Below are 13785 nucleotides of genomic sequence, written 5' to 3' on the forward strand. Positions count from 1 at the left end.
AGACGACAGAGCGTCGTTCGTTCGAATGGTTGTCATCTGGAGTGGCTGCCTCGGGGCCGACTCGCGTCGGCGTTCACCGGCGGGCAACTCGGAGAACACTACGCATCCATCCGCAGGGTGTCAACCCCCGCCCGTCCGCCCTGCGAAGCCCCCCTGAGAGCCGCGCTGAGAGCCTGCCGGGACACCGTCAGTCGAGGTCTTCCAGCCGGCCGCCGGCGTCCGGCTGGGCCACCTCCACGCGGCGCAGCAGGCGCTGGAGCACTTCGCCCAGCACCGCTCGTTCGTCCGTGGAGAGGTCCTGGAGCAGATCGGCCTCGAAGGCGGCGGCCATGCGCATGGTCTCCAGCCACTTGCCACGGCCCTCGTCCGTCAGCTCGACGATGACGCGTACGCGGTTGGACTCGTCGCGGTCCCGGGTGACCAGGCCCTCCGTGACCATGCGGTCGATGCGGTGGGTCATGGCGGCCGGGGTGAGGCCGAGGCGCTTGGCGAGATCGCCGGGGCCGAGGCGGTACGGCTTGCCGACGACGACGAGGGCCTTGAGGACCTCCCACTCGGCGTTGCTGATGCCGAGGGCCGAGAGGTGCCGGCCGTAGCCGACGTTCATCCGGCGGTTGAGCCGGCCCAGGGCCGTGACGACCTTCTCGACCTGGGGGTCCACCTCGGGAAATTCGCGCTGGTAGGCCGCGATCTGTTCGTCGAGGTCCAGCTCTTGCGGGGGACTGGCGGGACCGTCTGCTGCGGGCATGGCCCGAGTATGGCACGTAACGGCTTGGCGCTAAAGCCCTTCTGTGTGTACTCTTTAGCTTCTAACTTTAACTTTGAAGTCTTCGAGACTCAACGACAACCGAGGTAGGTGAGTGTGACCACCGAGATGGGCGCGGCTCTGCGCCGGATCCAGCTGGGCAACGCGCTGAGCGCGTTCGGCAACGGCTTCACGGTCCCGTTCCTGTTCATTTACGTGGCACAGGTACGGGATCTTGGTGCGACGACGGCCGGGGTGGTGCTGGCCGCCTATGCCGTGGCCGCGCTCTGCGTGCTGCCGTTCACCGGCCGGGCCATCGACCAGCGAGGGCCGCTGCCCGTGGCCATGACCGGTGCGGTGCTCGCCGCCATCGGCGCGATGGGCTTCGGCCTCGCGTCGACCGCGGTGACCGTGGTCGCGGCGTCGGCCGTCATGGGCGCCGGGGTCGCGATCATCGCGCCGTCGCTCGCCACACTCATCGTGTGGTGCTCCACCACCAAGACCCGCTCGCGGGCCTTCGCGACGCAGTTCTTCCTCAACAACCTCGGTCTGGGCATCGGCGGCCTCATCGGCGGCCTGATGGTCGACACCTCGCGGCCCGGCAGCTTCACGCTGCTGTTCTCGATCGAGGCCGTGATGTTCCTGGTGCTCGGCGCGGTGGTCTGCACCGTGCGGCTGCCGAGGACGTCGCGCATCGAGTGCGCACCGACGGACAAGGCCCCGGGCGGCTGGCGGATGCTGGTCAGGGACCGGGCCATGGTGCAGCTGTGCGTGCTCGGCGGCGTGATGTTCTTCGCCTGCTACGGACAGTTCGAGTCGGGCCTGGCGGCCTTCGCGACCGAGGTCACCCGCATCCAGCCGGCGACGCTCGGAATCGCCCTCGCGGCGAACACGGCCGTCATCGTCGCTGCGCAGTTCCTGATCCTGAAGAAGATCGAGCGGCGGCGGCGCAGCCGGGTCATCGCGGCGGTCGGGCTGATCTGGACGGTCGCCTGGGTCGCGGCGGGTGTCTCGGGTCTGCTGCACGGGAGCCACGCGGTGGCGACGGTGACGCTGATCTCCACGTACGCGCTCTTCGGGCTCGGCGAGGCGATGCTGTCGCCGACCGTCGCTCCGCTCGTCGCCGATCTGGCGCCGGCGCGGATGATCGGGCAGTACAACTCGGCGTTCGCCCTCGTGAAGCAGCTCGCCCTCGCGGTCGGGCCGGCGGTGGGCGGGCTGATGGCCGGGGCCGGGATGTGGGGTGCCTACATCGGCATGCTGATCGCGTTCTCGCTCGGCATCACGTGGCTGGCGCTGCGGATGGGCCGCGGGCTCACTCCCGCCCAGGACAACCCGCACGCCGTCGTTCCGGCGCCGCGTGAGCCGCTGGCGGCCGACCGCCCGCTGGTGACCGGCCGGCCGGTCGAGGCCTCCGTCGGGGGCTGAGCGGCCGAGGAACGCCCCCTTCGCACACCGCGAAGACGGCGAAGACTGAGTAGGACGCTGCCCCGGCCGATCGGCCGGGGCAGCTGTCGTTCTCAGGCGCGTGGAAGGGCGAACTCGCACCAGACGGCCTTGCCGCCGCCGGGCGTCCGGCGGGAGCCCCAGCTGGAGGCGATCGTGGCGATGATCGAGATGCCGCGGCCGGCCTCGTCGGCCGGCTCCGCGCGGCGGCGGCGCGGCAGGTGGTCGTCGCCGTCGGTGACTTCGATGATGAGCCGGCGGTCGGTGCGCCGGAGCCGGAGCTTCATCGGCGGGGTGCCGTGCTGCAGCGAGTTGGCGACCAGCTCGCTGGCGGCGAGAACGCCGAGGTCGCGCAGTTCCGCGGGGAAGCGCCAGCTGGACAGGACGCCGGTGGCGAAGGCGCGGGCGCGGGGCGCCGCCTCGATGCCGCCGAGGAGTTCCAGCGAGGCGTTGCGGAAGAGCTCGGCGTCGGCGCCGGTGTGGTCCGGGTACTGCAGGACCAGGACGGCGACGTCGTCGTCGTGCTCGGAGGTCACGCCGAGCGCGCGCAGCAGCCGGTCGCAGATGACCTGTGGGGTGCCGGTGGCGCCGGCGAAGGCGCTCATCAGGGAGTCGATGCCGACGTCGATGTCCTCGCCGCGCCGCTCGACCAGGCCGTCGGTGTAGAGCACCGCCATGGAGCCGGGGCCGAGCGGGATGGATCCGGAGGTGTGCACCCAGCCGCCGGTGCCCAGCGGCGGGCCGGTCGGCTCGTCGGTGCGGTGCACCTGGCCCTCGGGGTCGCGGACGAGGATCGGCAGATGGCCGGCGGTGGCGTACGAGAGCCGCCCCTCGCTGGGGTCGTGGACCGCGTAGACGCAGGTGGCGATCTGGGTGGCGTCGATCTCGGAGGCGAGGCCGTCGAGCAGCTGGATGACCTCGTGCGGCGGGAGGTCGAGCCGCGCGTAGGCGCGGACCGCGGTGCGGAGCTGGCCCATCACGGCGGCGGCGCGGACGCCGCGGCCCATGACGTCGCCGATGACGAGCGCCGTGCGACCGGCGCCGAGGGTGATCACGTCGTACCAGTCGCCGCCGACCGCGGCGTCGGTGCCGCCGGGCTGGTACGTGGCGGCGACCCGCAGATCGTCGGGCTGCTCCAGCTCCTGCGGCAGCAGGCTGCGCTGGAGGGTGACGGCGGTGGCGTGCAGCCGGCGTTCACTCTCCCGGAGGCGCTCGGCGGCCTGTACCTGGTCCGTGACGTCGGCGGCGAAGACCAGGACGCCGCGCTTGGCCTCGGGGACGTCCTGGGTGCCGTGGGCGGCGCTGTGAGCGGTGGTGTGCGCGGCGCCGTGGGTGCCTGGCGCGCCGGGGGCGCCCGGTGTGCCGTCGTGGCCCGCGCCGGTGTGCACCGGCGTGCAGGTGAAGGTGAAGTAGCGGTCCCGGTCGGGGAGGGTGACCTTGCGCGCCTTGACGGTGCGCGGTTTGCCGCTGCGGTGCACCTGGTCCATGAGCGGGAGCAGCCCGAGCTCGTCGAGCTCGGGAAGTCCTTCGCGGGCGGGTTCACCCGTTCTGCGGGCGCCGAAGACCTCGGTGTACGCCTCGTTGACGTACGCGATGCGGTGCGCGGCGCCGTAGGTGATGGCGATCAGTGCCGGGACCTGGCTGAGGACGTCGTGGACGGAGAGCGCGTCGACGGCGCACGCCGGCGCTTCCGGGTGCTCGGCGCGGGCCGCGGGCACGGCTCCGCCGGCCGTCGGCGCGTTCGGGGCGGCGGGTGCGGCGTCGGGCGTACGCCCGGCCGCGGCCGTACGGCGCTGCGTGCCGGGGAGCCGGGCGCTCCAGCGGGTGAGGTTCACCGAGCTCCACCTCGCGGCGTTGTTCGGGGCAGCCCGGACCGCCTGGCTCCGCGCGGGGGTACGGGGGGTCGCTCCCCGGGAGAATTCAGCAAACGTCCGATTCCTCGTATTTGTCACGCTTTGCAGGTGCTGGCGCACACATGGTCACACGCCCAGTGTGGCCGACCCGCGGCCCGGGGGGAATCGCGTGGCTCAGGGCGCGTCCGGCTTGGGGAGCCCTCCCGCGGCCAGTTCGAACTCGGCGCGCGGGTGTTCCAGCGAGCCCAGCGAAACGATTTCCCTCTTGAAAAGACCGGACAGTGTCCACTCGGCGAGCACCCACGCCTTGCGGTTGAACGTGGGCACCCGGCTGAGGTGGTAGGTCCGGTGCATGAACCACGCGGGATAGCCCTTGAGCTTGCGTCCGTAGACGTGGGCGACGCCCTTGTGCAGGCCGAGAGAGGCGACGGATCCGACGTACTTGTGCCGGTACTCCTTCATCGGCTGTCCGCGCAGCGACGCGAGGATGTTCTCGGCCAGCACCTTGGTCTGGCGGACGGCGTGCTGGGCGTTGGGGGCGCACTCCTTGCCGGGCTCCTCCGCCGTCAGGTCCGGAATGGCCGCGGCGTCGCCGGCCGCCCAGGCGCCCTCGACGCCGTCGATCATGAGGGTGGCGGTGCCCTTGAGCCGGCCGCGCTCGTTCAGCGGCAGGTCGGTGGCGGCGAGGATCGGGTGCGGCTTGACGCCCGCGGTCCAGACGACGGTGCGGGTGGGCAGCCGCGTGCCGTCGGAGAGGACCGCGACCCGGTTCTCGCACGAGTCCAGCCGGGTGCCGAGCCGCAGGTCGATGTTGCGGGCGCGCAGCTCCCGGATGGCGTACTTGCCCATCTCCTCACCGACCTCGGGGAGGATCTTCTCGGTGGCCTCGACGAGCACCCACTTCATGTCCTCGGGGCGCAGGTTGTGGTAGTACCGCGTGGCGTAGCGGGCCATGTCCTCGAGCTCGGCGAGTGCCTCGACGCCCGCGTAGCCGCCGCCGACGAAGACGAAGGTGAGCGCGGCGTCCCGTACGTCGACATCGCGGGTCGAGGAGGCGATGTCGAGCTGCTCCAGGACGTGGTTGCGCAGGCCGATGGCTTCCTCGACGGTCTTGAAGCCGATGGCGAACTCGGCGAGGCCCGGGATGGGCAGCGTGCGGGAGACGGAGCCGGGGGCGAGGACGAGGTGGTCGTACGGGATCTCGATCCCGGAGGTGCCCTCCTCCTCGGTGGCCAGGGTCGCCACGGTCGCGACCCGCTTGGCGTGGTCGATGTGCGTCGCCTCGCCCACCACCAGTTGGCACTTGCTCAGCACCCGCCGCAGCGGCACCACGACGTGCCGGGGGGAGATCGACCCGGCGGCCGCCTCGGGGAGGAACGGCTGATAGGTCATATAGGGCTGCGGGTCGACGACGATCACTTCCGCTTCGCCGCGCTTCAGCTTCCGCTGCAGGCGCAGGGCGGTGTACATACCGACGTATCCCCCGCCGATCACGAGAATGCGCGGGCTGGTCCTGGCTCTTGACTGGGCTGCCGACTCCGTCATTGCTCCATGACGCAATGGATGAAGGACGTTTGTCCACAGGGCGTACCGCAGTGATTCACCGGATACCCGGATCCGGCAGGTCAGGGATGTGTCGTTGACCGGGCAAAGCCGGTGAAAGAAGAACAGTCGGACCCGCTACTCCGATCGGGGACGCGCCGGGCGGAACGGACCCCCTTCTTTCCTGACCTCGGCTCAACTATGTTCGTACTCCATCGGGGTACGTTCGTCGTGCGCCGATGATCATTACGGGTGGGGAGTCTCCGGGGGGAGACGTCATAACCGGGGGATACACATATGCACATTCAGGACTCTCAATGGACGGTAGCGGCAGGCGCGGAGGGTAACGGCGGCAGCAGCCGCGCGACCCCGCTGCGGGTGGACGCCCAGCGCAATCTGGAACATGTGCTGAGGGCCGCGCGTGAGGTGTTCGGGGAGCTGGGCTACGGGGCGCCGATGGAGGACGTGGCACGCCGTGCGCGCGTCGGCGTCGGCACCGTGTACCGGCGGTTCCCGAGCAAGGACGTACTGGTGCGGCGGATCGCCGAGGAGGAGACCTCCCGGCTGACCGAGCAGGCGAGGACCGCTCTCGGGCAGGAGAACGAGGCGTGGTCGGCGCTGGCGCGCTTCCTGCGGACCTCGGTGGCCTCGGGTGCCGGGCGGCTGCTGCCGCCGCAGGTGCTGCGGGTCAGGACCGGGGTGTCCGGGGTGCCGGCGGCGCCAGGCGGCTCCGGTGGATCCGGGTTCGCCGTCGAGGCGGCTGTTTCCGCACTGTCCGGGCTGCCCGCGCATTCCGGGCTGTCGGACGAGGCGGCGCGGGTTCCGCAGCAGCGGGCGCCGCTGAGCGTGGCGGTGGAGCCGGGCGAACCGTCGACAGGACTCGCGGATCCGGCGCCGGTGGCCGATCCGCCGGCCGACGGATCATCCGGCACTTCCCTCGGCACGTCGGCGGGCACGTCGGCCGGCTCGGCTCCGGTGCTCGACGCGGCCGTTCCCGACGGTGCCGGGGAAGCGGACGACACCGGGATTCCCGCGCTGCTGGAGGTCGTCGGCCAGCTCGTCGACCGGGCGCGGGCGGCGGGCGAACTGCGGGGTGATGTCTCGGTGGCAGACGTGCTGCTGGTGATAGCCACCGCGGCGCCCTCGCTGCCCGATCCGGCACAGCAGGCGGCGGCGTCGGCACGGCTGCTGGAGATCCTGCTGGACGGACTGCGCTCACGCCCGTCCTCCGCGGCCGCGGAGGGCCCTTCGGCCCCGTCCACGCTCAGTTGGAGCACGGCCCCGGCCGAGTAGACCGGGTGAAAAGGCGATCAATGGTGAAGGACCGGTGAGCGAAGGCTCCCCGGACGAGTGGTTCCCTGTCGCGGCATATCTCGGGATGCACATGGTGTGACACCCTGGCGCGGTGGACGAGGCAAACGGCGAGTCGAACGCTGCTGCAAGTGCGGAAGCGGGCGGCGGACTGCCATCGCGCCGGGTTCCCGAGCAGCGTGAACCGGAGTCCCACGTACCGCTGTCGGACGCCGATCTGGTCGCCCGGGTACGCGGTGGTGACGACAGCTCGTACGAGGAGCTGTACCGGCGGCACGCCGATTCGGTACGCCGCTATGCCCGCAGCTGCTGCCGGGACGCGCACACCGCCGAGGACCTGACCGGCGAGGTCTTCGCGCGCACGCTCCAGGCGGTGCGCGGCGGCAGCGGTCCGGACTCGGCGGTGCGCGCCTACCTGTTGACGACGGTCCGGCGCGTCGCCGCGTCCTGGGGCAACACCGCCCGGCGCGAGCAACTCGTCGAGGACTTCGCGGTGTTCGCGGTGTCGGCGGCGGGCTCGTCCACGAACGAGGACACGCTGGACCTGGGCGCGGACGTCCGCGCCATGCACGACGCCGAGCAGTCGCTGGCCATCCGGGCGTTCCGTACGCTGCCCGAGCGGTGGCAGACGGTGCTGTGGCACACCGCCGTCGAGGAGGAGTCGCCGAGCGAGATCGCCCCGCTGCTCGGCCTGACGGCCAACGCCACGGCAGTACTGGCGCACCGGGCCCGCGAGGGTCTGCGGCAGGCCTATCTGCAGGCGCACGTGAGCTCGATGCTGACCACCGGGGGCAGTTGCGCGCGCTACGCCGACCGGCTGGGCGCGCATGCGCGCGGCGGTCTGCGGATGCGTGCGGACCGGGAGTTGAGCAAGCACCTCAAGGAGTGCGAACGGTGCCGGGCGGCGGCGCTGGAGCTGGCCGATGTCAACTCGGCGCTCAAGGGCCTGCTGCCGGTCGCGGTCATCGGCTGGTTCGCCGCCGCGTACGCGGCGAAGGTGGCCGGCATCGTGGCGGGTGTCGGAGTGGCGAGTGCCGCCGGAGGTGCGGCAGCCGCCGCCACGGGTGCCGCGTCGGGTGGCGGGGCGGGAGCCGGCGCCGCCGGCGGAGGCGCCGCGGCCGAGGGTCTCGGCGCGCCCGTGAAGGCCGGGATCGTGGCGGCCGTGGTGGTCGCCGCCGCCGGTATCGCGTTCGCCGCGATGAACATCGGGCATGACGCGCCCGCGCCGAAGCCGCAGGCCAAGCCGGCGGTGGTGGCGCCCGTCACCACACCGCCGCCGACGCCGCCCCCGAAGCCGAAGCCGAGCCCCGAGCCGCCGAGGGTGGCACCGAAGCCGCCGGCGCCGAAGCCCGCCGTTCCCGTTGCTCAGCCGAAGCCGAAGCCGAAGCCGAAGCCGTCGCCCTCCCCCACGCCGTCACCCGCCCCGAAGCCCACGCCCGAGCCGACCCCCACACCCACTCCTTCGCCGCCCCCCGCTCCCACGGTCTTCCAGGTCAACCAGCTGGGGTGGAGCGGGATCGGTGACAACACGAAGCCGACGGTGCGGCTCGGGCGCAGCAGCTGGGTCTGGGACCGCTGGGGCCTGAACATCGCCGGCGAGGAGTACGAACACGGCATCACCGTGCGCTCCCCGTCGTCCGTGCTCATCGACCTCAACCGCAGCTGCACGACGTACGACGCACTGGCCGGTGCCGACGACATGACCATGGGGCTGGGCGCGGTCCGCTTCTCCGTCTACGGCGACAACGGGCGGCTGTGGCGGTCGCAGGTGGTGCGCGGGGGCGACGCGGCGGTGCCGGTGAGTGTCGGGATCGCCGGGCAGAAGACGATCCGGCTGGTCGTCGAGTCCGCCGAGCGCTACCAGTTCGTGAACGTGGCGGACTGGGCCCAGTCCAGGATCAGCTGCCAGTAGGGGACGTTCCTGATCGGCAGGGCATCGGCAGGGCAGGCGGCCTCAGTGGTCGTGGTCCTTCGCCGGGACCTCGCAGGCTCCATCGGCGCACACGCCGCCGTCCTGGTCCGTCACGACCGTTCCGGTCTCCTTCGCGACCTGTTCCAGGGCGCGGAGGAACGTGGACGTCTCCTGGCCGCCCTGGACCATCCACGTGCCCTCGAAGACGAAGGTCGGGACGGCCGTGATGCCGAGCTGCCGGGCCTCGTCGATCTCCCCGGCCACCTCGTCGACGAGGTCGTCGCCGGCGAGGAACGCGGCGACCGGCGCCCGGTCGAGGCCGACGGCCACGGCGGCGTCGGCGAGGCGCTCGCGGTCGCCGATGTCCAGACCCTCGCCGAAGTGGGCGTCCAGGAGCCGGCCCTTGAGGCGCGCCTGCGCGGCGTGGCCGTAGGTGTCGAGCACGAAACGCAGCAGGCGGTGGGCGAGCAGCGAGTTGTTCTCGACGACGGTGTCGAAGTCGAAGGTCAGGCCTTCGGCCGCGCCGAGCTGCGTGATCTTCTCGTCCATGGCGAGGGACTGGGGCCCGTACTTGGCGGCCAGCACCTCGCGGTGCGGCTGCGGCTTCTCGGGAGCGGCCGGGTCGAGCTGGAACGGCCGGTAGACCACTTCGACGGAAGCGGCCCCCGGGAAGGCGGCGAGGGCGCGCTCGAAGCGGGCCTTGCCGACGTGGCACCACGGGCAGGCGATGTCGCTGTAGATCTCGACCTTCACGGACACTCCCAAATTGCTTGAATGATCAATATTCAGCAACGGTGACCGGTGCGGAGCTATTCCCCGACGGTGGCGGAAGCGGGGGCCGTGGCGGAAGCGGGGGCCGGGGCGGAGGCTGCCGCCGCCGCGAGGGTGGCGGCCGTGGCTTCCAGGTCCAGTCCCTCGCCCTCCGCGTACGCGGCCTCGTACCCGGCGTCGCCCAGCACGGCACGCGCACCCGCCTCCGCCCCGCGGAAGCTCACCGTCTCCGGGACCGTACGCGGCAGCAGCGGCCCGCGCAGCGCCGACGACGCCCCGTGCAGCCGTGCGGCGGCCCCCGGCTCGCCCAGCTCGACGAGGAGCTCGGACCCGTACTCCAGCAGGCCCGCGATCATCGGCTCCGTGGAGCCCGTGTCGATGCCCAGCCGCACCGCGCCACTGACCTGGTTCAGCGCGTCCCGCGGATCGCCCTCCGCGGCCGCGATCCGGGCGAAGAGACCGGCGAGAACCACCGCGAAGACCGGTGGCGGAGTGCCCTGGCTCGCCTCGTCACGGGCCAGCACGCACAGCTCACGGGCCCGCTGCACATCGCCGCGGCGCAGCGACAGCCACGCGGACAGGGCGCGGACGTAGTTCCGCGCGTCCATCACCCCGAACTGCTCCGCCCCCTCCTCGGCCCGGCGGCAGAGCTTCTCGGCCTCCGCGTCATCACCCGAACGGATGGCCAGCTCGGCCATCCGCCCGACGAGGAACGGCCCCTCGGCGCGCGCGCCCAGCTCCTCGCCGAGCCGGAGCGCCGCCTCGAAGTCGGCGCGGGCCGCCGCGTACTCGCCCCACATGACCTCCATCTCGGCGCGCGCGCCGTGCACCTGCGCGAGCATCCAGCGGTCGCCGACGCGGCCGCTGAGGACCGTCAGCTCGTTCCAGTCGTCGGTGGCACGGGCCAGTCCGCCGGGCAGGTCGATGGTGACGTGCGTACGGAACATCAGGGCGGCCGCGAGCGCCCAGTCGTCCCCGTACTCACGGCAGTTGGCGACGACGGAGTCCGTGCACTCGCGGATCGCCAGACGTCCGCCGCCGACGTAGCTCGCGATCGGCCACAGCAGGCCAGGGAAGCGGGCCGAGGCCGCCCCCGCGTCCCCGTACACATCGGCGATCAGCGCGGCCGTCTCCTGCACCGGACGGGTGTTGAGGAACTCCTCCGAGGCGTGGTCCGTACTCACGAAGAACGTCAGCAGCCGGGCGTCCATCCGCGCCCAGAAGGACGGGTCGTCCCGCTCGCCCGGTTCGCTCATCTCGATGATCCGTCCCAGCCAGCCGGCGCCCTCCTCCCGGTAGTTGCGCAGCCACCAGAACCAGCCCATGTCGACGGCCAGGGGCAGCGCGTCCGCCTCGTCCTGCGCCGTGATCGCCCGTTGGAGTGCCGCGCGGATGTTGTCCAGCTCGGCCTCCAGCCGGCGTAGCCACACCAGTTGGCGGGTGGTGCGCAGCTCCGGGTCGGCGGTCCGCACGAACCGCCGGAAGTAGTGGGTGTGGCGGCGGGCGGCCGCCGCGAGCTCCTGCGGGCGCTCCTGGGCGCGTTCGGCCGCGTACTCGTGGATCGTCTCGAGGAAGCGGTAGCGGACGCCGTCCTCGGTCTGGATCGAGGTGCCGGTGCTGGTGCCGATCTCTGTGCCGTCGTCCTCGTTGTTCTTGTCCGGCTGTGCCGCGACCACCAGGGACTTGTCGACCAGCTGGCCGATCAGCTCGATGACGTCGTCTCCGCCGACCACCGCCTCGGCGGCGGCCAGCGTCCAGCCGCCCGCGAAGACGCTCAGGCTGCGCAGCGCCGAGTGCTCCTCCTCCGACAGCAGGTCCCAGCTCCAGTCGACGACCGCGCGCAGCGTCTGCTGACGCGGCAGGAGCGTACGGCTGCCGCTGGTGAGCAGGCGGAACCGGTTGTCCAGGCGGTCGGCGATCTGCCGCGGGGACAGCATGCGCAGCCGGGCCGCGGCCAGTTCGATCGCCAGCGGCAGACCGTCCAGCCGGCGGCAGATCTCGTCGACGGCCGCCACGTCCTGCTCCGGGTCGAACCCCGGGCGCACGGCCGCGGCGCGCTCGGCGAACAGCCGGTGCGCGGTCGTCGGCGACAGCGGCTCCACCGGGCGCACCGTCTCGCCCGGCACTCCCAGCGGCTCCCTGCTCGTCGCCAGCACCGTGACGCCGGGGCACGCGGCGAGCAGTTCGGCCGCCAACTCGGCCGCCGCGCCGATCACATGCTCGCAGTTGTCCAGCACGAGCAGCAGCCGGCGGTGCGCGCAGTGCTCCAGCAGGCGCACGGTCGGATCACCGGGGTCGGCGCCCGCGCCGCCGGCCGAACCCTTGATGCCCTCGCGGGCCACGCCGAAGATCGTCGTGTCCCGGCGGCCGAGAGCGCTCAGGACCGCCTGCGGCACCGCTTCGGGATGGTCGAGCGGGGCCAGTTCCGCGATCCAGACCCCGTCCGGGTAGTCCGAGCCGGTCAGCGCCGCACCCGCCTCTTCCGAGAGGCGGGTCTTACCGGAGCCGCCGGGTCCGGTGAGCGTCACCAGACGCGACTGCGCCACGTCGGCCCGGATTTCGAGGAGTTCGAGCTCGCGGCCGACGAAGCTCGTGAGTCTTGGGCGGAGGTTTCCCTGCGGGGCTTTGAGTGGTTGGGGTGGTGGTGCGGGGGTGGGGGTGCGGGTGGGGATGGTTTGTGCGGGTGGTTCGTCCGTTGCCAGGAGTTGGGCGTGCAGCGCGCGGAGTTCCGGGCCCGGGTCCGCGCCCAACTGGTCCGCGAGCGCCCTGCGGGCCTGTTCGTACGCCACGAGCGCGTCCGCGGAGCGGTGCGCGGCGCGCAGCGCCCTGATCAGCTGTACGTGGAACGGCTCGTCCAGCGGGTGGTCCGCGACCAGCTCCCGCAGCTGCGGCAGCGTCTCGGCGGCGCGTCCGCAGGCCAGGTCCGCGTCGATCCTGCGGTGCAGCGCCGTGAGGCGCAGCGCCTCGGGGCGGGCCGCCGCCGACCGCCGGTCCGGCAGATCCGCGAACGCCGGGCCGCGCCACAGGGCGAGTGCCTCGCGCAGTTTGCTCGCGGCGGTCTCCGGGTGGCCCGCGTCGAGGGCGGCGGCGCCTTCTGCGGCGAGCCGCTCGAAGACGTGGAGGTCGACGTCACCGGGTCCGGTGAGGAGGCGGTAGCCGCCGGGGCCGGAGGTCACGACGTCCTTGCCCAGGGCACGTCGCAGACGGGAGACGAGCGCTTGGAGCGCGCCGCTCGCGTCGTGCGGGAGGTCGGCGTCCGGGCCCCAGACCTCTGCGATGAGGGCATCGGCGGAGACGGGGCGGTCGGCGTGGAGGGCGAGGGCGGCGAGCAGGGCGCGGAGCCGGCTGCCGCCTAGGGGGACGGGGGCGCCGGAGGGGTCACGTGCTTCCGTGGTGCCGAGGATCAGGTACCGCACGGGGTCCATTCTGCCGGGTTGGTGTGCGGGCCGGTGGTGGGCTCCGGCGCCCGGGCCCTCCGGGAGCGTCTTGGGGAACGCCCGGGTGTGGGCGGGCGGGTGCCGACGCACGTGCATCCGTACCGGCATTGGGCGGGTGGGTGGGAAAAGCCCGCCGCAGGCGCAACGGTGGCGCGGGCGCCGACGTACCCGCACCCCCGCCGGAGTCGGCGCGGCCCGCCGCAGGCGCAACGGTGGCGCGGGCGCCTACCTACCCGCACCCCCGCCGGTAGGCGAAACGGCGCCGTCGTGCCCGCGCGCCCCGTCGGGGGCTACCGGCCCCTCGGGCCGTCTTCGTCGTCGTGGGAGCCCAGGAGTTCGTCCGCCAGGGTGGGGAGGTCGTCGAGGGGGGTTTCCTCGGCCCAGTCGGAGCGGGGGCGGCGGGCCGGAGGGGCCTTGTCGGGGTTGATCGCGGGGAGTTCGCGGGTGCGCTCGTTGTCGGGGGTCGTCTCCGGGCGGAAGAAGCCCGGCGGGACGCGGTCGGCCGGGCTGCGGTCCGCAGGTTCCGGGCGGACCGGCGGCAGGACGGCCGTCTCATCCGCTGCCGGGACCTTCGGGAGGACGGATGTCTTGTCCGCGGCGGAGGCCGGGGCCTTGGGGACCTTCGGGAGGACGGTGGTCTCGTCCGCTGCCGGGGCCTTGGGGACCTTCGGGAGGACGGTGGTCTCGTCCGCTGCCGGGCTCTTCGGAACCTGCGGGAGGACGGTGGTCTCGTCCGCTGCCGGGCTCTTCGGAACCTGCGGGAGGACG

8 protein-coding genes and 1 pseudogene are annotated in these 13785 nt (G+C 72.6%); 3 read left to right on the forward strand and 6 right to left on the reverse strand.

The genetic code is table 11. The features are described 5' to 3' along the window. Nucleotides 1-187 precede the first annotated feature (187 nt). Entirely contained in the window at nt 188-748 is a 561-nt protein-coding gene (locus tag C6N31_RS41155) for a MarR family winged helix-turn-helix transcriptional regulator (protein ID WP_138359283.1), read from the reverse strand. A 114-nt stretch (nt 749-862) separates the two neighbouring features. Here C6N31_RS41155 and C6N31_RS41160 point away from each other — a divergent pair, with 114 nt between their 5' ends. Continuing rightward, on the forward strand, nt 863-2173 hold the full coding sequence (locus C6N31_RS41160) for an MFS transporter (protein ID WP_138359285.1): 1311 nt from the start codon (nt 863-865) through the stop codon (nt 2171-2173). A 92-nt stretch (nt 2174-2265) separates the two neighbouring features. On the opposite strand, the gene C6N31_RS41165 is transcribed toward C6N31_RS41160, so the two are convergent. Both C6N31_RS41165 and C6N31_RS41170 read right to left on the reverse strand, forming a co-directional pair. Next, nucleotides 2266-4026 (reverse strand): ATP-binding SpoIIE family protein phosphatase, encoded by a 1761-nt coding sequence (locus tag C6N31_RS41165; protein WP_138359287.1) that lies wholly within the window; start codon nt 4024-4026, stop codon nt 2266-2268. Between the two features lie 192 nt (nt 4027-4218). Beyond that, entirely contained in the window at nt 4219-5589 is a 1371-nt protein-coding gene (locus C6N31_RS41170) for an NAD(P)/FAD-dependent oxidoreductase (RefSeq protein ID WP_138359289.1), read from the reverse strand. Between the two features lie 294 nt (nt 5590-5883). On the opposite strand from C6N31_RS41170, the gene C6N31_RS41175 reads away from it, so the two are divergent. Beyond that, a complete protein-coding gene (locus C6N31_RS41175) occupies nt 5884-6879 on the forward strand; it encodes a TetR/AcrR family transcriptional regulator (protein ID WP_232486288.1) in 996 nt (331 codons plus the stop codon). Nucleotides 6880-6991: 112 nt separating this feature from the next. Continuing rightward, nucleotides 6992-8809 (forward strand): sigma-70 family RNA polymerase sigma factor, encoded by a 1818-nt coding sequence (locus tag C6N31_RS41180; protein WP_138359291.1) that lies wholly within the window; start codon nt 6992-6994, stop codon nt 8807-8809. A 42-nt stretch (nt 8810-8851) separates the two neighbouring features. Here C6N31_RS41180 and C6N31_RS41185 read toward each other — a convergent pair whose 3' ends face one another. From C6N31_RS41185 to C6N31_RS41195, 3 genes and pseudogenes are all read right to left on the reverse strand, one after another. Further along, a complete protein-coding gene (locus C6N31_RS41185; RefSeq protein WP_138359293.1) occupies nt 8852-9562 on the reverse strand; it encodes a DsbA family oxidoreductase in 711 nt (236 codons plus the stop codon). A gap of 56 nt (nt 9563-9618) precedes the next feature. Then, entirely contained in the window at nt 9619-12996 is a 3378-nt protein-coding gene (locus tag C6N31_RS41190; protein WP_307811604.1) for an AfsR/SARP family transcriptional regulator, read from the reverse strand. 311 nt (nt 12997-13307) lie between these two features. Further along, nucleotides 13308-13785, reverse strand: a pseudogene (locus C6N31_RS41195) (dTMP kinase); the annotation flags it as partial.

The organism is Streptomyces fildesensis, from assembly GCF_016107395.1.
Taxonomy (GTDB): Bacteria; Actinomycetota; Actinomycetes; order Streptomycetales; family Streptomycetaceae; genus Actinacidiphila; species Actinacidiphila fildesensis.